This window comes from Pseudomonas sp. No.117 (assembly GCF_054558395.1).
The window spans coordinates 147,267-167,083 of sequence record NZ_BAAJNP010000008.1 but is presented as its reverse complement, the minus strand read 5'-3'; the positions used below and the strand labels follow the sequence as shown (position 1 = coordinate 167,083).

Below are 19,817 nucleotides of genomic sequence, written 5' to 3'. Positions count from 1 at the left end.
CATGAGCACCGAAACCCTGATCCAAACCGACCGCTTCGTCCTGAGCGACACCGAGCGCTCGGCCATCGAACACGAGATGCACCACTACGAGGACCCGCGCGCGGCGTCCATCGAGGCCCTGAAGATCGTCCAGAAGGAACGCGGCTGGGTGCCGGACGGCGCCATCTACGCCATCGGCGAGGTGCTGGGCATCCCGGCCAGCGACGTCGAGGGCGTGGCCACCTTCTACAGCCAGATCTTCCGCGTGCCGGTCGGCCGCCACATCATCCGGGTGTGCGACAGCATGACCTGCTACATCGGCGGCCACGAATCCGTGGTCGGCGAGATCCAGCGCCAGCTGGGCATTGGCCTGGGCCAGACCACCGCCGACAGCCGCTTCACCCTGCTGCCGGTGTGCTGCCTGGGCAATTGCGACAAGGCCCCGGCGCTGATGATCGACGACGACACCCATGGCGATGTCCAACCCGCGGGCGTGGCCAAACTGCTGGAGGGATACGCATGAGACTGACCTCCTTCGGGCCTGCCAACAGCATCGCCCGTACCCCCGAGACCCACCCCCTGACCTGGCGCCTGCGTGAAGACGGCGCTCCGGTCTGGCTGGAGGAATACCAGGCGAAGGACGGCTATGCCGCGGCGCGCAAGGCGCTGACCGAGCTGGCTCCCGATGCCATCGTCCAGGAAGTCAAGGACTCCGGCCTCAAGGGCCGCGGCGGCGCGGGTTTCCCCACCGGCGTGAAGTGGGGCCTGATGCCCAAGGACGAATCCCTCGATATCCGCTACCTGCTGTGCAACGCGGACGAGATGGAACCCAACACCTGGAAGGACCGCCTGCTCATGGAGCAGCTGCCGCACCTGCTGGTGGAAGGCATGCTGATCAGTGCCCGGGCGCTCAAGGCCTATCGCGGCTACATCTTCCTGCGCGGCGAATACGTCGACGCCGCCGCCAACCTGCGGCGCGCGGTGGAAGAAGCCAAGGCCGCCGGCCTGCTGGGCAAGAACATCCTTGGCAGCGGCTTCGACTTCGAGCTGTTCGTCCACACCGGCGCCGGTCGCTACATCTGTGGCGAAGAGACCGCGCTAATCAACTCCCTGGAAGGCCGCCGCGCCAACCCGCGCTCCAAGCCGCCCTTCCCCGCCGCCGTCGGCGTCTGGGGCAAGCCGACCTGCGTTAACAACGTCGAGACCCTGTGCAACGTGCCGGGCATCGTCGCGGGTGGCGTCGACTGGTACAAGAGCCTGGCCCGCACTGGCAGCGAAGACATGGGCACCAAGCTCATGGGCTTCTCCGGCAAGGTGAAGAATCCCGGCGTCTGGGAATTGCCCTTCGGCATCACCGCCCAGGAGCTGTTCGAGGACTATGCCGGCGGCATGCGCGATGGCTTCAAGCTGAAATGCTGGCAGCCCGGCGGCGCCGGTACCGGCTTCCTGCTGCCCGAGCACCTCTCGGCGCAGATGTACGCCGGCGGCATCGGCAAGGTCGGTACCCGCATGGGCACCGGCCTGGCCCTGGCGGTGGACGACAGCATCAACATGGTCTCGCTGCTGCGCAACATGGAAGAGTTCTTCGCCCGCGAATCCTGCGGCTGGTGCACCCCCTGCCGCGACGGCCTGCCGTGGAGCGTCAAGCTGCTGCGCGCCCTGGAGAAGGGCGAAGGCCAGCAGGGCGATCTGGACACCCTGTTGCAGCTGGTCAACTTCCTCGGCCCGGGCAAGACCTTCTGTGCCCACGCACCGGGCGCCGTCGAGCCCCTGGGTAGTGCCATCAAGTATTTCCGCGAGGAGTTCGAGGCCGGCGTGCGCAAGGCGCCCAGCGAGCCGCGGCCGACCGCTTCCGCGAGCGTGACCTGAAGATCGGTCCCTAGCGGGGCCGCCTTCATAGCTTTCAGGCCGGGCCCGACCCGGCCGGCGCTGCCAGTGGCGATCGCCAGGGCGGCGCGAACGTTTTCCCATTAGCCAGACCCGCCCTGCGCGGGTGAGAAGAAAACCCTATGGCCACTATCCATGTAGACGGCAAGACGTACGAGGTCGACGGGGCGGACAACCTCCTCGAAGCCTGCCTGTCCCTGGGGCTCGACATCCCCTATTTCTGCTGGCACCCGGCGCTGGGCAGCGTCGGTGCCTGCCGCCAGTGCGCGGTCAAGCAGTTCGCCGACGAGAACGACACCCGCGGGCGCCTGGTCATGTCCTGCATGACGCCGTCCAGCGACAAGACCTACATCTCCATCGAAGACGCCGAAGCCAAGGAATTCCGCAGCTCGGTCATCGAATGGCTGATGACCAACCATCCCCACGACTGTCCGGTCTGCGAAGAAGGCGGCCACTGCCACCTGCAGGACATGACGGTGATGACCGGCCACAACAAGCGCCGCTATCGCTTCACCAAGCGTACTCACCAGAACCAGGACCTCGGCCCGTTCGTCGCTCACGAGATGAACCGCTGCATCGCCTGCTATCGCTGCGTGCGCTACTACAAGGACTACGCCGGCGGTACCGACCTGGGCGTCTATGGCGCCCACGACAACGTCTATTTCGGCCGCGTCGAGGACGGTGCCCTGGAGAGCGAATTCTCCGGCAACCTGACCGAGGTCTGCCCCACCGGGGTGTTCACCGACAAGACCCACTCCGAGCGCTACAACCGCAAGTGGGACATGCAGTTCGCCCCGAGCATCTGCCATGGCTGCTCCTCGGGCTGCAACATCAGCCCCGGCGAGCGCTACGGCGAACTGCGCCGCATCGAGAACCGCTTCAATGGCTCGGTGAACCAGTACTTCCTATGCGACCGTGGCCGCTTCGGCTATGGCTACGTCAATCGCAAGGATCGTCCGCGCCAGGCGCTGTTGAAGGACGGCAGCCTGGAGACTGGTATCGACGCCGCCCTGGATCGCGCCGCCCTGCTGCTGCGCGGCAAGAAGGTCATCGGCATCGGCTCGCCGCGTGCCAGCCTGGAAAGCAACCACGCCCTGCGCGAACTGGTCGGCGCCGAGAACTTCTATAGCGGCATGAGCGCCCGTGACCTGGCCAATGTGCGCCTGGTGCTGCAGGTGCTCAAGGACAGCCCCCTGCCCGTCCCGACCCTGCGCGCCATGGAGAAGCACGATGCCGTCTTCGTCCTTGGCGAGGACCTGACCCAGACCGCCGCGCGCCTGGCCCTGTCCCTGCGCCAGGCGGTCAAGGGCAAGCCCGAGGCCATGGCCGCGGCGCAGAAGATCCAGCCCTGGCTCAACGCCGCGGTGCAGAACATTGGCCAGAGCGAGCGCAATCCGCTGTTCATCGCCAGCGTCGCCGCCACCCGCCTGGATGACGTCGCCGATGCCCGCCTCCATGGCTCGCCGCTGGAGCTGGCCCGCTTCGGCCATGCCGTGGCCCATGCCATCGACGCCAGTGCCCCGGCCGTCGACGGCCTGAGCGATGAAGTCGCCGAGCAGGCGCGCCTGCTGGCCGAGACCCTGCTGGCCGCCGAACGTCCGCTGGTGGTGTCCGGTACCTCCCTGGGTGAACCGGCGCTGATCGAAGCCGCCGCCAACCTGGCCAAGGCCCTGGCCGCCAAGGGCAAGGCCGGCTCCTTGAGCCTGGTGGTGCCCGAGGCCAACAGCCTGGGTCTGGCGCTCTATGGCGGCGAGTCCGTCGAGGACGCCTTCGCCGCCCTGGAAAACGGCCAGGCCGATGCCCTGGTGGTCCTGGAGAACGACCTGTATCGCCGCGCCCCTGCCCAGCAGGTGGATCAGGCCCTGGCCCGCGCCCAGGTGCTGGTGGTGCTGGATCACCAGCGCACCGCCACCGCCCAGCGTGCCGATCTGGTGCTGCCGGCGGCGAGCTTCGCCGAAGGCGACGGCACCCTGGTCAGCCAGGAAGGTCGCGCCCAGCGCTTCTTCCAGGTCTATGAGCCGAGCTACTACGATCCCTCCAGCCTGGTCCGCGAAGGCTGGCGCTGGCTGCACGCCCTGCGCAACACCCTGGACAACCGTCCGGTGGACTGGACCCAGCTGGACCACGTCACCAATGCCGTGGCCACCGCCGCGCCGCAACTGGACGGCATCCGCGACGCCGCGCCCAACGCCAGCTTCCGCGTCAAGGGCCTCAAGCTCGCCCGCGAACCGCACCGCTACAGCGGCCGCACCTCCATGCGTGCCAACCTCAGCGTGCACGAGCCGCGTGCGCCCCAGGACGCCGACACCGCCTTCGCCTTCTCCATGGAAGGCTATGCCGGCAGCGCCGAGCCGCGCCAGCAGATCCCCTTCGCCTGGTCCCCGGGCTGGAACTCGCCCCAGGCCTGGAACAAGTTCCAGGACGAGGTCGGCGGTCACCTGCGCGCCGGCGATCCGGGCGTGCGCCTGATCGAGTCCCAGGGCGATCGCCTGAGCTGGTTCGCCGTCCCGGCCGCCGCCGCGCGTAGCGCGGAGTCCGGCTTCCAGGCCGTGCCGCTGTACCACCTGTTCGGCAGCGAAGAGACCTCCTCCCGCGCCGAGCCGGTGCGTGAGCGCATCCCGGCGGCCTACGTGGCGCTGGCCAAGGCCGATGCCGACCGCCTGGGCGTCAACGAAGGTGCCCTGCTGCGCCTGCAGATCGCCGGTCAGGAACTGCGCCTGCCGCTGCAGATCAAGCCCGAGCTGTCGGCCGGCCTGGTCGGCCTGCCCGCCGGCTTCGAAGGGATTCCGGTGGGCTTCGCCGGCCTCACCGTGGAAGGACTGCAGGAGGCCGCGGCATGACCTGGCTCACCCCCACCCTCATCGCCGTCGTCATCGGCATCCTCAAGGCCATCGTCATCCTCTTGGCGGTGGTCATCTGCGGGGCGCTGCTGAGCTTCGTCGAGCGGCGCCTGCTGGGCCTCTGGCAGGACCGCTACGGTCCCAACCGGGTCGGCCCCTTCGGTGCCTTCCAGCTCGGCGCCGACATGCTGAAGATGTTCTTCAAGGAAGACTGGACCCCGCCGTTCGCCGACAAGATGATCTTCAGCCTGGCCCCGGTGATCGCCATGGGTTCGCTGCTGGTGGCCTTCTCGGTCATTCCCATCACCCCCACCTGGGGCGTGGCAAACCTGAACATCGGCCTGCTGTTCTTCTTCGCCATGGCCGGTGTCAACGTCTATGCCGTGCTCTTCGCCGGCTGGGCGAGCAACAACAAGTTCTCCCTGCTGGGCGCCATGCGCGCCTCGGCCCAGACCCTCTCCTACGAGGTGTTCATGGGCCTGTCGGTGATGGGCATCGTCGCGGTGACCGGCTCCTTCAACATGAGGGAGATAGTCGAGGCGCAGCACCAGGGCTGGTGGTTCATCGTTCCCCAGTTCTTCGGCTTCTGCACCTTCTTCATCGCCGGCATCGCCGTCACCCACCGTCATCCCTTCGATCAGCCGGAAGCCGAGCAGGAGCTCGCCGACGGCTACCACATCGAGTACGCGGGCATGAAGTGGGGCATGTTCTTCGTCGGCGAGTACATCGGCATCGTGCTGATCTCGGCGCTGCTAGTGACCCTGTTCTTCGGTGGCTGGCACGGTCCCTTCCTGGAGACCCTGCCCTGGCTGTCGTTCGTCTGGTTCGCCCTGAAGACCGCCTTCTTCATCATGATCTTCATCCTGTTGCGCGCGTCCATCCCGCGTCCGCGCTACGACCAGGTAATGGCCTTCAGCTGGAAGTTCTGCCTGCCCCTGACCCTGATCAACCTGCTGGTGACCGGCGCCGTGGTGCTTTACAGCGCCCAGCCGGCCATCGGCCAGTGAGGTATCCGTCATGATCAAGGAAATCCTGCACGTCCTGCATGGCACCTACACCCAGCTGCGCAGCGTGGTGATGGTTTTCGGCCACGCCTTCCGCAAGCGCGACACCCTGCAATACCCCGAGGAACCCGTGTACCTGCCGCCGCGCTACCGTGGCCGCATCGTGCTCACCCGTGACCCCGACGGCCAGGAACGCTGCGTGGCGTGCAACCTGTGCGCCGTGGCCTGCCCGGTCGGCTGCATCTCGCTGCAGAAGACCGAAGCCGAAGACGGTCGCTGGTACCCCGAGTTCTTCCGCATCAACTTCTCGCGCTGCATCTTCTGCGGCATGTGCGAGGAGGCCTGCCCCACCACCGCCATCCAGCTGACCCCGGATTTCGAGATGTCCGAGTTCAAGCGCCAGGAACTGGTGTACGAGAAGCAGGACCTGCTGATCTCGGGTCCGGGCAAGTATCCGGAGTACAACTTTTACCGGGTGGCCGGCATGGCCATCGCGGGCAAGCCCAAGGGTGCCGCGCAGAGCGAGGCAGAGCCGATCAACGTGAAGAGCCTGCTGCCCTAAGGAGCTGTCGTGGAATTCGCCTTCTATTTCTCCGCCGGAGTGGCCGTCCTGGCCACCTTCCGGGTGATCACCAACACCAACCCGGTGCATGCCCTGCTGTACCTGATCATCTCGCTGTTGGCCGTGTCCATGGTGTTCTTCGCCCTGGGTGCTCCCTTCGCCGGGGCGTTGGAGATCATCGTCTACGCCGGCGCCATCATGGTGCTGTTCGTCTTCGTGGTGATGATGCTCAACCTCGGGCCGGTGATCTCCGAACAGGAGCGCAACTGGCTGACGCCCAAGGTCTGGATCGGTCCGGTGATTCTCGCTGGCGCGCTGCTGGTGGAACTGCTGGTGGTGCTGTCGCGCACCCCGGGCGGCGCCGCCATCGGCCACACCTCGGTGGAAGCCAAGGCCGTGGGCGTGAGCCTGTTCGGGCCTTATCTGCTGGCGGTCGAGCTGGCGTCCATGCTGCTCCTGGGGGCCCTGGTCGCGGCCTACCACCTGGGTCGCAGTGACGTCAAAGACGGGATCGGCGAGTGAGTCGCCAAGGACTGGAGAACAGCCAATGAACGCCATACCTCTGGAACACGGCCTGGCCCTCGCCGGCGCCCTGTTCGCCCTTGGCCTGGTGGGCCTGATGGTCCGCCGCAACATCCTCTTCGTGCTCATGAGTCTGGAAATCATGATGAACGCCGCCGCCCTGGCCTTCGTGGTCGCGGGTAGCCGTTGGGGCGCTCCCGACGGCCAGGTGATGTTCATCCTGGTGCTGAGCCTGGCCGCCGCCGAGGCCAGTATCGGCCTGGCGATCCTGCTGCAGCTCTATCGCCGCTTCCACACCCTCGACGTCGATGCCGCCAGCGAGATGCACGGATGAACCTGCTACCCCTCACCTTCGCCTTTCCCCTGGTCGGTTACTTCCTGCTGGCCTTCTCCCGCGGTCGGCTGTCGGAGAATGTCTCCGCGCTGATCGGCGTGGGTTCGGTGGGCCTGGCGGCGCTGGTCGCCGCCTGGGTCGGCTGGAACTTCCACGTCGCGCCGCCCGCCGACGGTCACCTGACCCTCGTGCTCTGGCAGTGGATGAACGTGGACGGCTTCGCGCCGAACATGGCGCTCTACCTGGACGGCCTGTCGCTGACCATGCTTGGCGTGGTCACCGGCGTCGGCTTCCTGATCCACCTGTTCGCTTCCTGGTACATGCGCGGTGAAGAAGGCTATTCGCGCTTCTTCGCCTACACCAACCTGTTCATCTTCAGCATGTTGCTGCTGGTCCTCGGCGACAACCTGCTGCTGCTGTACTTCGGTTGGGAAGGCGTGGGCCTGTGCAGCTACCTGCTGATCGGCTTCTACTACAGCGAGCGCGCCAATGGTAACGCGGCGCTGAAGGCCTTCATCGTCACCCGCGTCGGCGACGTCTTCATGGCCTTCGGTCTGTTCATCCTGTTCATGACCCTGGGCACCCTGGACATCCAGGAACTGCTGCAGAAGGCGCCCGACGTCTTCGCCAGCGGTGATCCGCTGATCGTGCTGGCCACCCTGGCGCTGCTCGGCGGCGCGGTCGGCAAGTCGGCCCAGCTGCCGCTGCAGACCTGGCTGGCGGACGCCATGGCCGGCCCCACCCCGGTCTCCGCCCTGATCCATGCGGCGACCATGGTGACCGCGGGCGTCTACCTGATCGCCCGCACCCACGGCCTGTTCCTGCTGGCGCCGGAGATCCTGCACCTGGTCGGCATCGTCGGTGCCGTGACCCTGGTGCTGGCCGGTTTCGCCGCCCTGGTGCAAACCGACATCAAGCGCATCCTGGCCTATTCGACCATGAGCCAGATCGGCTACATGTTCCTGGCCCTGGGTGTCGGCGCCTGGCAACCGGCGATCTTCCACCTGATGATCCACGCCTTCTTCAAGGCGCTGCTGTTCCTCGCCTCGGGTTCGGTGATCCTGGCCTGCCACCACGAGCAGAACATCTTCAAGATGGGCGGCCTGTGGAAGAAGATCCCCCTGGCCTACGCCAGCTTCGTGGTGGGTGGCTCGGCCCTGGCGGCGCTGCCGCTGGTCACCGCCGGCTTCTACTCCAAGGACGAGATCCTCTGGGAAGCCCTGGCGAGCGGTCACACCTACCTGCTCTACGCAGGCCTGGCCGGTGCCTTCCTGACCTCGATCTACACCTTCCGCCTGATCTTCATCACCTTCCACGGCGAGGCGCACACCGAGGCCCATGCCGGCCACGGCATCGCCCACAACCTGCCGCTGGCGGTGCTGCTGGTGCTCTCGACCTTCGTCGGCGCGATGATCGTGCCGCCGCTGGCCGGGGTGCTGCCGGAATCCATCGGCCATGCCGGTGGCGAAGCCAAGCACTCGCTGGAGATCACCTCGGGGGCCATCGCCATCGCCGGTATCCTGCTGGCCGCCCTGCTCTTCCTCGGCAAGCGTTCCTTCGTGAACGGTCTGGCCAAGAGCGCGCCGGGTCGCTTCTTCGGGACCTGGTGGTATCACGCCTGGGGCTTCGACTGGCTGTACGACCTGATCTTCGTCAAGCCGTACCTGCTGCTGGCCCGCCTGCTGCGCCGCGACCCCATCGACCAGGGCATCGGCCTGATCCCGCTGCTGGCGCGCGGCGGCAACCTGGCATTGAGCATCACCGAGAACGGCCGTCTGCGCTGGTACGCGGCTTCCATCGTGGGAGGCGCCGTGCTGCTGCTCGGCGCGCTGCTGCTGGCCTGACCCCCTGACTAAGGATAAGTACACGTCATGCTTCTGCCCTGGCTAATCCTGATCCCCTTCATCGGCGGCCTGCTCTGCTTCCTCACGGAAAAGACCGGCCCGCTGGTGCCCCGCTGGATCGCCCTGTTCACCATGCTGCTGGAGCTGGTGCTCGGCCTGTGGCTGTGGGCCCACGGCGACTACAGCCTGGCCCCCGCCCCCGGCGCCGAGACCGCCTGGACCGCGGAATTCCAGATGGACTGGATTCCGCGCTTCGGCATCAGCCTGCACTTCGGCCTCGACGGCCTGTCGCTGCTGATGATCCTGCTCACCGGCCTGCTCGGGGTGCTGGCGGTGACCTGCTCCTGGCGCGAAGTGCAGCGCCACGTCGGCTTCTTCCACCTCAACCTGCTGTGGATCATCGGCGGCGTGGTGGGGGTATTCCTGGCGCTGGACCTGTTCCTGTTCTTCTTCTTCTGGGAAATGATGCTGGTGCCGATGTACTTCCTGATCGCGCTGTGGGGCCATAGCTCCGCGGACGGCAAGAAGAGCCGCATCACCGCCGCCACCAAGTTCTTCATCTTCACCCAGGCCAGCGGCCTGATCATGCTGGTGGCCATCGTCGCCCTGGTGCTGGTGAACTACGGTGCGACCGGCGTCCTGACCTTCGATTACGAAGACCTGCTGCAGCTGCAACTGGATCCCAAGCTGGAATACCTGCTGATGCTGGGTTTCTTCATCGCCTTCGCGGTGAAGTTGCCGGTGGTGCCGGTACACTCCTGGCTGCCGGATGCCCACGCCCAGGCACCGACTGCAGGTTCCGTCGACCTCGCCGGCATCCTGCTCAAGACCGCCGCCTATGGCCTGCTGCGCTTCGCCATCCCGCTGTTCCCCAACGCCTCGGCGGAATTCGCGCCGATCGCCATGTGGCTGGGCATCATCGGCATCTTCTACGGCGCCATCCTGTCGTTCGCCCAGACCGACATCAAGCGCCTGGTGGCCTACTCCAGCGTCTCGCACATGGGCTTCGTGCTGATCGGCATCTACTCCGGCAGCCCCCAGGCGCTGCAGGGCGTGGTGGTGCAGATGATCGCCCACGGCCTCTCCGCCGCCGGCCTGTTCATCCTCTGCGGCCAGCTCTACGAGCGGATGCATACCCGCGACATGCGCGAGATGGGCGGCCTCTGGGCGCGCCTCCCCTACCTGCCGGCGCTGAGCCTGTTCTTCGCCTCGGCGTCGCTGGGCCTGCCGGGTACCGGCAACTTCGTCGGCGAATTCCTGATCCTGCTGGGCGCCTTCCCGGTGGTGCCGATGATCACCGTCATCGCCACCTTCGGCCTGGTGTTCGCCTCGGTCTACTCGCTGATCATGATCCACCGCGCCTACTTCGGCCCCGCCAAGGCCGAGGGCGCGCTGCCAGGCCTGAACGTGCGGGAGCTGTCGATGCTGCTGTTGCTCGGCGTGCTGCTGGTGCTGCTCGGCGTCTATCCGCAGCCGGTGCTGGATACCTCGGCCGCGAGCATGGCCGGTGTCCAGCAGTGGCTCGGCGAAGCCTTCTCCTCCCTCGTTTCCGCCCGGTAAGAGCGCCATGACCTTTACCTACGAACACTTCATCGCCCTCCTGCCGATCATCATCACCGGCCTCACCGCCGTGGTGGTGATGCTGGGCATCGCCTGGCGGCGGGATCACACCCTCATCCCGACCCTGGGCGTGATCGGTCTCAACCTGGCCCTGCTGTCCTGCATCCCGGCCCTCGGCGTCGGTGCCATCGACGTTACCCCGCTGTTGCGCATCGACGGCTTCACCTGCTTCTACATGGCGCTGATCCTGATCGCCACCCTGGCCTGCATGACCCTGTCGCACGCCTACATGGAAGGCTATCCGGGCAACCGCGAAGAGCTGTACCTGCTGCTGCTGATCTCCGCTACCGGCGGCCTGGTGCTGGTGGCGGCGCAGAACGTCGCCGGCCTGTTCATCGGCCTGGAGCTGCTGTCGGTGCCGGTCTACGGCCTGGTGGCCTACAGCTACTTCAATCGCCGCTCCCTGGAAGCCGGCATGAAGTACCTGGTGCTGTCCGCCGCCGGCTCGGCCATCCTGCTGTTCGGCATGGCCCTGCTTTACGCCCAGTCCGGTAGCCTGAACTTCGCCGACATCGGCATGCAGATGGATGCCCCGGCCAGCACCGGCCTGCTGATGGAAATCGGCCTCGGCATGCTGATCGTCGGCCTCGGCTTCAAGCTGTCGCTGGTGCCCTTCCACCTCTGGACGCCCGACGTCTACGAAGGCTCCCCGGCGCCGGTCGGTGCCTTCCTGGCCACCGCCAGCAAGGTCGCCGTCTTCGCCGTGCTGGTGCGGGTGTTCCAGACCATGCCCATGGCCACCGAAGACGGCTGGCTGCACGATGCCATCGCCTTCATCGCCATCGCCTCCATGCTGGTGGGCAACCTGCTGGCGCTGATGCAGAGCAACCTCAAGCGCCTGCTGGGTTACTCCTCCATCTCCCACTTCGGCTACCTGCTGGTGGCGGTGGCGTCGGGCGAAGGCCTGTCGATGGAGGCCGTGGCGGTCTACCTGGTGACCTATGTCTTCACCAGCCTGGGCGCCTTCGGCGTGATCACCCTGATGTCCAGCCCGAGCAATGGCCAGCGTGACGCCGATGCCCTGTTCGAGTACCGCGGCCTGTTCTGGCGCCGGCCGTACCTGACCGCGGCGCTGACGGTGATGATGCTGTCCCTGGCCGGCATCCCGCTCACCGCCGGCTTCATCGGCAAGTTCTACGTCATCACCGTGGGCGTGGAAGCGGGCATGTGGTGGCAGACCGCGGCCATCGTGCTGGGCAGCGCCATCGGCCTGTTCTACTACCTGCGCGTGATGGTCACCCTGTACCTGACCGAGCAGGGCCTGCAGCGTCACGATGCACCGATGAACTGGGGCCAGCGCGCCGGTGGCGTGATGCTGATCGCCATTTCCATCGCCACCTTCGTCCTCGGCGTCTATCCGCAGCCGCTGCTGCAACTGGCGCAGCTGACGGTGTTCTGATCCCTGGCGTTGCCCACGATCCCCGCTTCGGCGGGGATCGTCGTTTCTGGGGTCCACGCGCGATCCGCCTTGGCAGGGTCGTAGCCGGACCGCTACCCTCGACGCCCTACCCTGCTAGCCCTGTCCTTTTCTGGAGACCCTTTTCTCCCATGCCTGCGTTGAAACCCCTCGCCCTCACCCTCGGCCTGCTGCTCGGCAGCCAGGCCTTCGCCGCGCCTGTCTTCGATGTCACCGAGCTGGGTGACCCCGCCACCGCCTGCAGTGACCTCGACACCTTCGTCAACGCCAAGTGGGTAGCGGCCAATCCCATTCCGCCGGACAAGTCGCGCTGGGGTTCCTTCATGGCTCTGGGCGAGAAGTCGCTCAACGACCAGCACGCCATCCTGCAGCGGGCCGCCCGTGAGGCGGATCGCGCGGCCCAGGGTTCGGTGGAGCAGAAGATCGGCTGGCTCTATCGCTCGGGGATGGACGAGGCCGCCATCGAGCGCGCCGGCTACCGGCCGATCCAACCGCAGCTGGCCGCCATCGACCAGCTGCGTACCACCGCCGACCTGGTGACCTATCTGCAACGCAGCTTCGCCCGCGGCGACATGCAGGTGTTCTCCTTCGGCTCCGGCGCCGACTACCAGAACGCCAAGCAGCAGATCGCCTACGCCTTCCAGAGCGGCCTTGGCCTGCCGACGCCCGACTACTACACGCAAGGCGACTACGCCAAGCTGCGCCAGGCCTATCTCGGCCACATCGCCCGGTTGTTGGCCCTCACCGGGGTACCCAAGGCCCAGGCCGCCGCCCAGGCCGAGCTGGTGCTGGCCTTCGAAAGCCGCCTCGCCCGCGCCTCGGTCAAGCCGGTGGACCTGCGCAACCCGGACAACCAGTACCACTACCTGAGCTTCGCCGAGGCCAACAAGGTGACGCCACACTTCGACTGGCAGGCCTTCTTCGCCAGCCAGGGCGTGACCGGCCAGCAGGGTTTCTCCCTGTCCCAGCCAGGCTTCTTCGCCGAATTCGACCGGATGCTGGCCGATACCCCCATCGAACAATGGCAGGCCTATCTGCGCGCCCATGTGATCGACGATGCCGCCCCGCTACTGTCCAAGGCCTTCCAGGAGGAGAGTTTCGCCTTCAACCAGAAGACCCTGAGCGGCCAGCAGCAGCAGAGCGAACGCTGGAAACGGGTGCTGCGGGCGGTCAATGGCGCCATGGGCGAAGGCCTCGGCCAACTCTATGTGCAGGAGCATTTCTCGCCCCAGGCCAAGGCCCGTGCCCAGGAGCTGGTGGACAACGTGATGCTGGCTCTCAGGGCACGCATCGAGCAGCTCGACTGGATGAGCCCGGAAACCAAGCAGAAGGCGCTGGCCAAGTGGGACAGCTTCCTGCCCAAGATCGGCTATCCCGAGCGCTGGCGCGACTGGCGCGGCCTGACCCTGCAGCCCCACGGCTTCTACGCCAACCTGGAGGCGGCTTCGCGCTTCAACTACCGCCATGACCTGGACAAGATCGGCAAGCCCACCGACCGCCAGGAATGGGGCATGCTGCCGCAGACGGTGAATGCCTACTACAGCTCCACCGACAACACCATCAACTTCCCCGCCGCCATCCTGCAGCCACCCTTCTTCTATGCAGACGGCGACGACGCCATCAACTACGGCGGCATCGGCGCGGTGATCGGCCATGAGGCCAGCCATGGCTTCGATGACCAGGGCAGCAAGTTCGATGGCGCCGGCAACCAGGTGGACTGGTGGACCCCCGACGATCGGAAGGCCTTCGAGGCGCGCACCGGCAAGCTAGTGGAGCAATTCGACGGTTATCAGCCGCTGCCCGACCACCCGGAGCTGCACGTCAATGGCAAGCTGACCCTGGGCGAGAACATCGGCGACCTCGGTGGCATCAACGCCGCCTACGATGCCCTGCAACTGGCCCTGGCGAAGAAGCCGGAAGAAGCCGCCCGGAAGATCGACGGCTATACCCAGGACCAGCGCTTCTTCCTCAACTGGGCCCGGGTCTGGCGGGGCTCGATCCGCGAAGAGCAGGCACGCCTGTTCCTCAACACCGATCCCCATGCGCCCATGAGATTCCGTGCCATCGGCGCGCCGTCCAACATGCCGGCCTTCGCCCGCGCCTTCAGCTGCAAGGCTGGCGACGCCATGGTCCGGCCCGCGCAGCAGCGCGTGGAAATCTGGTGACGGCAGGGAGGCGCCCGGGCGCCGGGTATCGCTTTTGCATTGCCTGGGCATCCGTCTGCCCGGCGCCTCACCCATGTCCCTAGAACTCGTCACCGCCGAAGCCACCGCGACCGGCCCGCGCAAGGAAAACCAGGATGCCTTGCGCAGCGTCCAGCCGAGCGCGGCCCTGGCGGCGACCAAGGGGCACCTGTTCGCCCTGGCCGATGGCGTCAGCGGCTGTCCGGATGGCGGACTGGCCGCCCGCGCCACCCTGCAGGCCCTGGCCCTGGACTACTACGCCACCCCGGAGACCTGGCCGGTGGCCCAGGCGCTGGAGCGGCTGCTGCTGGCGCAGAATCGCTGGCTGCAGGCGGCCGGCAATGGCCAGCCGCTGCTCACCACCCTGACCGCCCTGGTGATCCGCGGGCGCCGCTACACCCTGGCCCATGTCGGCGATTGTCGCGCCTATCGCTGGCATGGCGGCACCCTGACCTGTCTCACCGTCGATCACGTCTGGCAACAGGCCGGGATGCAGCATGTGCTGACCCGCGCCCTGGGGCTGGAGACTCATCTGGTGGTGGACTTTCGCGAAGGCGAGCTGGAGGCCGGCGAGACCCTGGTGCTGGTGAGCGATGGCGTCTGGGCCGCACTGGGCGAGGACAGCATGAGGCGCATCCTCACCGACGGCGGGCCGGACCTGGACGCCACCGCCCAGGCCCTGGTGGCTGGCGCCCTGCACGCCGGCGGCCAGGACAACGCCAGCGCCCTGCTGGTGAAGGTCGACCGCCTGCCCGAGGTGTCCCTGGCCGACACCCTGGCCAGCGCCGATACCTGGCCGCCACTGCCGGCGCTCAAGCCGGGCCAGGCCTTCGAAGGCTGGACGGTGGTCGAGCGGCTGGCCGAATCGCGGCAATCGCTGCTCTATCGCGTTGAGGACGAAAGTGGCCGCCCCTGGCTGCTGAAGACCCTGCCCGCGGCCCTGCAGTACGACACCCTGGCCGGGCACGCGCTGCTGATGGAGGAGTGGTTCCTGCGCCGCGTCGCCGGGCGCGCCTTCGTCGAGGTGCATCCGCTACCGCGCCGTGCCCACCTCTATTTCGTCCAGCGGGAGTATCCCGGGCGCACCCTGGCGCAACAGCTGCACAGCGATGGGCCGCTGGCGCTGGCCGATTGGCTGGACGTCGCCTCCCGCCTGCTGCGCGCCCTGGGCCAGCTGCATAGGCGCAATATCCTGCACCGGGATATCAAGCCGGATAACCTGCATCGCGGTACCGATGGCGAGTTACGCCTGCTGGACTTCGGCCTGGCCTACTGCCCGCAGCTGTCCCAGGACCTGCAGGATGCCCCGGGCACTCCGAGCTACCGGGCGCCCGAATCCTTCGACGGCATCGCCCCGAGCCCGGCCCAGGACCTCTATGCCGCCGGGGTGACGCTCTATGAACTGCTCACCGGCCACTACCCCTATGGCGAGATCGAGCCCTTCCAGCGACCCCGCTTCGGCAGTCCCGCCAGCGTGCTGCGGCGGCGCCCCGATGTGCCGACCTGGCTGGACGACTGGCTGCAGCGCGCGGTAGCGGTCACCCCCGAGGAGCGCTTCGAGACCGCCGAGGAGGCGCTGCTGCTGCTCGAGCAGGGCGAGCGCCAACCCCTCGCACGGCCGCTGCCGCTGCTGCAGCGCGATCCCCTGCGCACCTGGCAGACGGTGGCGCTGTTGTCCCTGGCGCTGAACCTGGCGGCCATCCTGTTCTGGCTCTACCGCCACTGAGGCCGGCACAGTCTGGAGCAGCTTTTGCAGGCCATTGGCCAGCGCCCCATTCGAGCCCTCGCCATGCCCGACCGCCAGATGCCCCCTGCCCTGCGTTTCATGCTGGCGGCCCGTCGCTGCGAATTGCAGCAACTGGAAGGCCTCGCCCTGACCTGCGAACTGGTGGAAGGCGCCAGCGCCCTGGTGCATGACCTGCAGCGCGAACGCGGCTTCAGCAATATCCTGCTGGGCACCGGCAACGACCGTTATCGCACCGCCCTGGAGCAGCACTCCAGCAACGCTCGCGCCAGCGAGGCGAGTCTGCGCGGCCGGCTGGAGGCCCTCGACGCCAGCGGCGCCCAGGACCGACCCCGCCTGCTCAACCGCATCGCCTGCGTCCTGCACCTGCTCGACGGCCTGCCGAGCCTGAGACGCGGCATCCTCGAGCGGAGGGTGGAGCTGCAGGCGGCCTCCGCCGCCTTTTCCCACCTGATCGGGGCGCTGCTGGCGGTCATCTTCGAGGCCGCCGACACGGCCAGCGATCCCGGCCTGACGCGCGCCCTGGTGGCGTTGTTCAACTTCATGCAGGGCAAGGAGCTGGCCGGGCTGGCCCGGGCGACCGGCGTGGCCGGCTTCGCCCAGGGCCATTTCGATGCCACCCTGCTGGCCCGGCTCGATGAGCTGGACAGCGGCCAGTCGCGTTGTTTCGCCGGCTTCCTCGATCATGCCGATCCGACGGCACTGGCGCACTGGGCCGAGGTGCAGCGTTGTCCGTCGCGCCTGCAGATCGAGCGCCTGCGCGAGGTCGCCCGCCGCACCTCGGCTCATGCCCGGGTAGAGCCGGCGCTCGCCGAGCTGTGGTTCGAGCTCAACACCTGTCGTCTCGACGCCATGCAGACCCTGGCCCAGCACCTGGTGGCGGAATTGCGCGCGCGCTGCACGGCGAGCATCGGGACCGCCCAGGCCGACCTGGACAGTCATCGCAAACTGTCGCGGCGCCTCGCCGAGCTGGAACGCGATCCCGGCCAGCCCTTGCTGTTCAGCCTGGCGACCCAGCCGGTCGGCGATGCCCGGCCGAGCGACTCGCCGCCCGGCATCCTCGACCTGCTCCAGGCCCAGACCCGGCGACTGCACGAGGTCGAGGCGGAACTGCAGGAGACCCGGCGCTCCCTGGCCGAGCGCAAGTTGCTGGAACGCGCCAAGCAGCGCCTCATGCAGCAACTGGCACTGCCCGAGGCCGAAGCCCACCAGCATCTGCAGCAGCTGGCGATGCACAGCGGCCTACCGCTGCCGGAAGTGGTGCGGCAGGTATTGGCGCAACCTCGTTAGGTCCTGTACGAAAATGCCTGCGCTCGGTGATGCTTCGTTGAAAATCAGCTCGGAATGCTCATTTACCACTCGTAATCTCCGCTTCCTCGCTAATCTTCGCCGCGCCTGACCTTCGCTCGACGATTTTTCGTACAGAACCTAGTACAGCCCCCCGTGCGCCCGGACGGCGCACAGCGGGTGCGTTTCGCCCCGGGGCTGTGCGCCAGCAGGCCCTGGAAGGCCCTCCAAGACGCTATTTGCCGTTTGGCACGCTCCCTGCAACTGCCCTGGCGAGCGATGTTTCGCTCCCACAGAACACCCCGGACGACGGCGTCCACCCTCGCAGCCACGGCTGCCGAGTGTGGACGCCGTTTTTTTGTGCCCGAGAAAAAGGATAGGACGATGGACGACAGCTCCCGTAACGATGACCAGGCCGGTCGCGGACTCCCCCGCCGCAGTTTCCTCAAGCAGTCGCTCGGCGTACTCGGTGCCAGTGCCGCCCTGGGTCTGCTGCCGCCCGGCCTGAGGTCCGCCGCCTGGGCGGCCGGCAGCGACGCCGTGGAGACCCCCAAGGCCAAGCTCGGCTTCATCGCCCTCACCGATGCCGCGCCGCTGTTCGTGGCCGACGAGCTAGGGCTGTTCGCCAAGCACGGCATGACCGAGGTGGAGGTGCTCAAGCAATCCTCCTGGGGCACCACTCGCGACAACCTGGTATTGGGCTCGGCGGCCAACGGCATCGACGGGGCGCACATCCTCACCCCCATGGTCTATCACCTGGCCACCGGCAAGATCACGCCCAACAACCAGCCCCTGCCGATGGCGCTGCTGGCGCGGCTGAACCTCGACGGCCAGGGCATCTCCCTGTCCAACGACTACCTGGAGCAGAAGGTCGGCCTCGACGCCAGCGGCTTCAAGGCCGCCCTCGCCAGTCGCCAGGCCAGCGGCAAGAAGACCTCCGCCGCGGTGACCTTTCCCGGCGGCACTCACGACCTCTGGATGAGGTACTGGCTGGCAGCCAACGGCATCGATCCGAACAAGGACATCGCCACACTGGTGGTTCCGCCACCGCAGATGGTCGCCAACATGAAGGTCGGCAACATGGACACCTTCTGCGTCGGCGAGCCCTGGCACGCCCAGCTGATCGCGCAGAAGATCGGCTACAGCGCCCTGACGACGGGCGAGCTCTGGAACAACCATCCGGAAAAAGCCCTGGCCCTGCGCGCGGACTACGTTCAGGCCAACCCCAAGGCAACCCTGGCGCTGCTCAAAGCGGTGCTGGAAGCCCAGCAATTCTGCGAGGCGGCGGCCAACAAGGCCAAGGTGGCGGAGATCTGCGCCAAGCGCCGCTGGATCGGTGCGTCGGCCGAGGATGTGGTCGGCCGCCTGCAGGGCACCTTCGACTACGGCAATGGCCGGGTGGTGCAGAACAGCCCGCACCTGATGAAGTTCTGGAGCGAACACGCCTCCTACCCCTACCAGAGCCACGACCTCTGGTTCCTCGCCGAGAACCAGCGCTGGGGCTACCTGCCCGGCGACCTGGATGCCCAGGGCCTGATCGCCCAGGTGAACCGGTCCGATCTCTGGCGCGAAGCCGCGGCCGCTATCGGCGTACCCGCCGCCGACATCCCCACCGCCAATTCGCGCGGCAAGGAAACCTTCTTCGACGGCAAGGTGTTCGACCCCGCCGATCCCAAGGCCTACCTCGCCAGCCTGACGCTCAAGGCCTGACGCCCCCATCCTGACAGGAGTGCCGCCCATGAACGCCCATACCCAGCCGCCCAAGGCCCTCGCGACCTTCCGCCCGCAAACCCGCCTGCACCGCCTTGCCCGGCAAGTGCTGCGCAACGGCCTGCCGCCGCTGGTGGTGGGCGCCCTGCTGCTGCTCGTCTGGCAGCTGCTGTGCAGTCGCCCTGGCGCGGCGCTGCCGCCGCCGAGCCAGGTGGTCAACGACACCTGGGAATTGATCACCCAGCCCTTCTACGACAACGGCGGCAACGACGTGGGCCTCGCCTGGCAACTGCTGGCCAGCCTCGAGCGGGTCGCCTATGGCTACCTGATGGCCGCCGTGGTGGGCATCGCCCTGGGGGTGCTGGTGGGCCAGTCGGCCTGGGCCATGCGCGGTCTCGATCCGCTGTTCCAGATCCTGCGCACGGTGCCGCCGCTGGCCTGGCTGCCGCTGTCCCTGGCCGGCTTCAAGGACAGCCATCCCTCGGCGCTGTTCGTCATCTTCATCACCGCCATCTGGCCGATCATCATCAATACCTCGGTGGGCATCCGCAACATCCCCGAGGACTACCGCAACGTGGCGCGGGTGCTGCGCCTGAATGGCTGGGAATACTTCCAGAAGATCATGCTGCCGGCGGCGGCGCCCTACATCTTCTCCGGGCTGCGCATCGGCGTCGGCCTGTCCTGGCTGGCCATCATCGCCGCCGAGATGCTGATCGGTGGCGTCGGCATCGGCTTCTTCATCTGGGATGCCTGGAACGCCTCGCGCATCAGCGACATCATCCTGGCGCTGGTCTACGTCGGCGTCATCGGCTTCCTGCTCGACCGGCTGGTGGCCTTCATCGGCCGGCTGGTCACCCGCGGCACCGCGAATTAGAGGATTACCC

At 67.2% G+C, this 19,817-nt stretch carries 15 protein-coding genes; all 15 read left to right on the top strand.

Going from position 1 to position 19,817, the window contains the following annotated elements; all coding sequences use genetic code 11:
* Position 1: 1 nt before the first annotated feature.
* The 15 genes from nuoE (at position 2) to ntrB (ending at position 19,807) form a co-directional block, all read left to right on the top strand.
* On the top strand, positions 2–502 hold the full coding sequence (gene nuoE / locus ACYJP6_RS20000; RefSeq protein ID WP_058764029.1) for an NADH-quinone oxidoreductase subunit NuoE: 501 nt from the start codon (positions 2–4) through the stop codon (positions 500–502).
* Positions 499–1,848, top strand: coding sequence for an NADH-quinone oxidoreductase subunit NuoF (gene nuoF / locus ACYJP6_RS19995; protein WP_459477173.1), 1,350 nt, complete (start codon positions 499–501; stop codon positions 1,846–1,848). Before nuoE ends, nuoF begins: the two co-directional genes overlap by 4 nt.
* 140 nt (positions 1,849–1,988) lie before the next feature.
* Positions 1,989–4,706: an NADH-quinone oxidoreductase subunit NuoG gene (nuoG, locus tag ACYJP6_RS19990; RefSeq protein ID WP_459477171.1), complete on the top strand. Its 2,718-nt coding sequence runs from the start codon at positions 1,989–1,991 to the stop codon at positions 4,704–4,706.
* The gene (nuoH, locus tag ACYJP6_RS19985) at positions 4,703–5,713 is read left to right on the top strand and encodes an NADH-quinone oxidoreductase subunit NuoH (RefSeq protein WP_459477169.1); all 1,011 of its coding nucleotides are present in this window, start codon (positions 4,703–4,705) and stop codon (positions 5,711–5,713) included. Before nuoG ends, nuoH begins: the two co-directional genes overlap by 4 nt.
* Positions 5,714–5,723: 10 nt before the next feature.
* Positions 5,724–6,272, top strand: coding sequence for an NADH-quinone oxidoreductase subunit NuoI (gene nuoI, locus ACYJP6_RS19980; protein ID WP_007158892.1), 549 nt, complete (start codon positions 5,724–5,726; stop codon positions 6,270–6,272).
* Positions 6,273–6,281: 9 nt separating this feature from the next.
* A complete protein-coding gene (gene nuoJ, locus ACYJP6_RS19975; protein ID WP_459477167.1) occupies positions 6,282–6,794 on the top strand; it encodes an NADH-quinone oxidoreductase subunit J in 513 nt (170 codons plus the stop codon).
* Positions 6,795–6,819: 25 nt separating this feature from the next.
* The gene (nuoK, locus tag ACYJP6_RS19970) at positions 6,820–7,128 is read left to right on the top strand and encodes an NADH-quinone oxidoreductase subunit NuoK (protein WP_007158894.1); all 309 of its coding nucleotides are present in this window, start codon (positions 6,820–6,822) and stop codon (positions 7,126–7,128) included.
* Positions 7,125–8,972 carry an NADH-quinone oxidoreductase subunit L gene (gene nuoL / locus ACYJP6_RS19965; RefSeq protein WP_459477164.1) on the top strand — a complete coding sequence of 616 codons (1,848 nt, stop codon included), beginning with the start codon at positions 7,125–7,127 and terminating at the stop codon, positions 8,970–8,972. Before nuoK ends, nuoL begins: the two co-directional genes overlap by 4 nt.
* 27 nt (positions 8,973–8,999) lie before the next feature.
* Entirely contained in the window at positions 9,000–10,532 is a 1,533-nt protein-coding gene (gene nuoM / locus ACYJP6_RS19960; RefSeq protein ID WP_145008994.1) for an NADH-quinone oxidoreductase subunit M, read from the top strand.
* Positions 10,533–10,539: 7 nt separating this feature from the next.
* Positions 10,540–11,991 (top strand): NADH-quinone oxidoreductase subunit NuoN, encoded by a 1,452-nt coding sequence (gene nuoN, locus ACYJP6_RS19955; protein WP_459477162.1) that lies wholly within the window; start codon positions 10,540–10,542, stop codon positions 11,989–11,991.
* Positions 11,992–12,140: 149 nt separating this feature from the next.
* The gene (locus tag ACYJP6_RS19950) at positions 12,141–14,174 is read left to right on the top strand and encodes a M13 family metallopeptidase (protein WP_459477160.1); all 2,034 of its coding nucleotides are present in this window, start codon (positions 12,141–12,143) and stop codon (positions 14,172–14,174) included.
* Positions 14,175–14,247: 73 nt separating this feature from the next.
* Positions 14,248–15,918, top strand: a complete 1,671-nt coding sequence (locus ACYJP6_RS19945) for a protein kinase domain-containing protein (RefSeq protein ID WP_459477158.1) — start codon at positions 14,248–14,250, stop codon at positions 15,916–15,918.
* A 63-nt stretch (positions 15,919–15,981) separates the two neighbouring features.
* Positions 15,982–17,226, top strand: coding sequence for a nitrate- and nitrite sensing domain-containing protein (locus ACYJP6_RS19940; RefSeq protein ID WP_459477156.1), 1,245 nt, complete (start codon positions 15,982–15,984; stop codon positions 17,224–17,226).
* Between the two features lie 381 nt (positions 17,227–17,607).
* Positions 17,608–18,933 carry a CmpA/NrtA family ABC transporter substrate-binding protein gene (locus tag ACYJP6_RS19935; RefSeq protein ID WP_459477154.1) on the top strand — a complete coding sequence of 442 codons (1,326 nt, stop codon included), beginning with the start codon at positions 17,608–17,610 and terminating at the stop codon, positions 18,931–18,933.
* 28 nt (positions 18,934–18,961) lie between these two features.
* The gene (ntrB, locus tag ACYJP6_RS19930; protein WP_459477152.1) at positions 18,962–19,807 is read left to right on the top strand and encodes a nitrate ABC transporter permease; all 846 of its coding nucleotides are present in this window, start codon (positions 18,962–18,964) and stop codon (positions 19,805–19,807) included.
* Positions 19,808–19,817: the final 10 nt, after the last annotated feature.

Bases quoted from the DNA above. Each gene is read 5' to 3' on its own strand.
- nuoE (WP_058764029.1), top strand. From the start codon at position 2: ATGAGCACCGAAACCCTGATCCAAACCGACCGCTTCGTCCTGAGCGAC.
- nuoF (WP_459477173.1), top strand. From the start codon at position 499: ATGAGACTGACCTCCTTCGGGCCTGCCAACAGCATCGCCCGTACCCCC.
- nuoG (WP_459477171.1), top strand. From the start codon at position 1,989: ATGGCCACTATCCATGTAGACGGCAAGACGTACGAGGTCGACGGGGCG.
- nuoH (WP_459477169.1), top strand. From the start codon at position 4,703: ATGACCTGGCTCACCCCCACCCTCATCGCCGTCGTCATCGGCATCCTC.
- nuoI (WP_007158892.1), top strand. From the start codon at position 5,724: ATGATCAAGGAAATCCTGCACGTCCTGCATGGCACCTACACCCAGCTG.
- nuoK (WP_007158894.1), top strand. From the start codon at position 6,820: ATGAACGCCATACCTCTGGAACACGGCCTGGCCCTCGCCGGCGCCCTG.
- nuoL (WP_459477164.1), top strand. From the start codon at position 7,125: ATGAACCTGCTACCCCTCACCTTCGCCTTTCCCCTGGTCGGTTACTTC.
- nuoM (WP_145008994.1), top strand. From the start codon at position 9,000: ATGCTTCTGCCCTGGCTAATCCTGATCCCCTTCATCGGCGGCCTGCTC.
- nuoN (WP_459477162.1), top strand. From the start codon at position 10,540: ATGACCTTTACCTACGAACACTTCATCGCCCTCCTGCCGATCATCATC.
- ACYJP6_RS19950 (WP_459477160.1), top strand. From the start codon at position 12,141: ATGCCTGCGTTGAAACCCCTCGCCCTCACCCTCGGCCTGCTGCTCGGC.
- ACYJP6_RS19945 (WP_459477158.1), top strand. From the start codon at position 14,248: ATGTCCCTAGAACTCGTCACCGCCGAAGCCACCGCGACCGGCCCGCGC.
- ACYJP6_RS19940 (WP_459477156.1), top strand. From the start codon at position 15,982: ATGCCCGACCGCCAGATGCCCCCTGCCCTGCGTTTCATGCTGGCGGCC.
- ACYJP6_RS19935 (WP_459477154.1), top strand. From the start codon at position 17,608: ATGGACGACAGCTCCCGTAACGATGACCAGGCCGGTCGCGGACTCCCC.
- ntrB (WP_459477152.1), top strand. From the start codon at position 18,962: ATGAACGCCCATACCCAGCCGCCCAAGGCCCTCGCGACCTTCCGCCCG.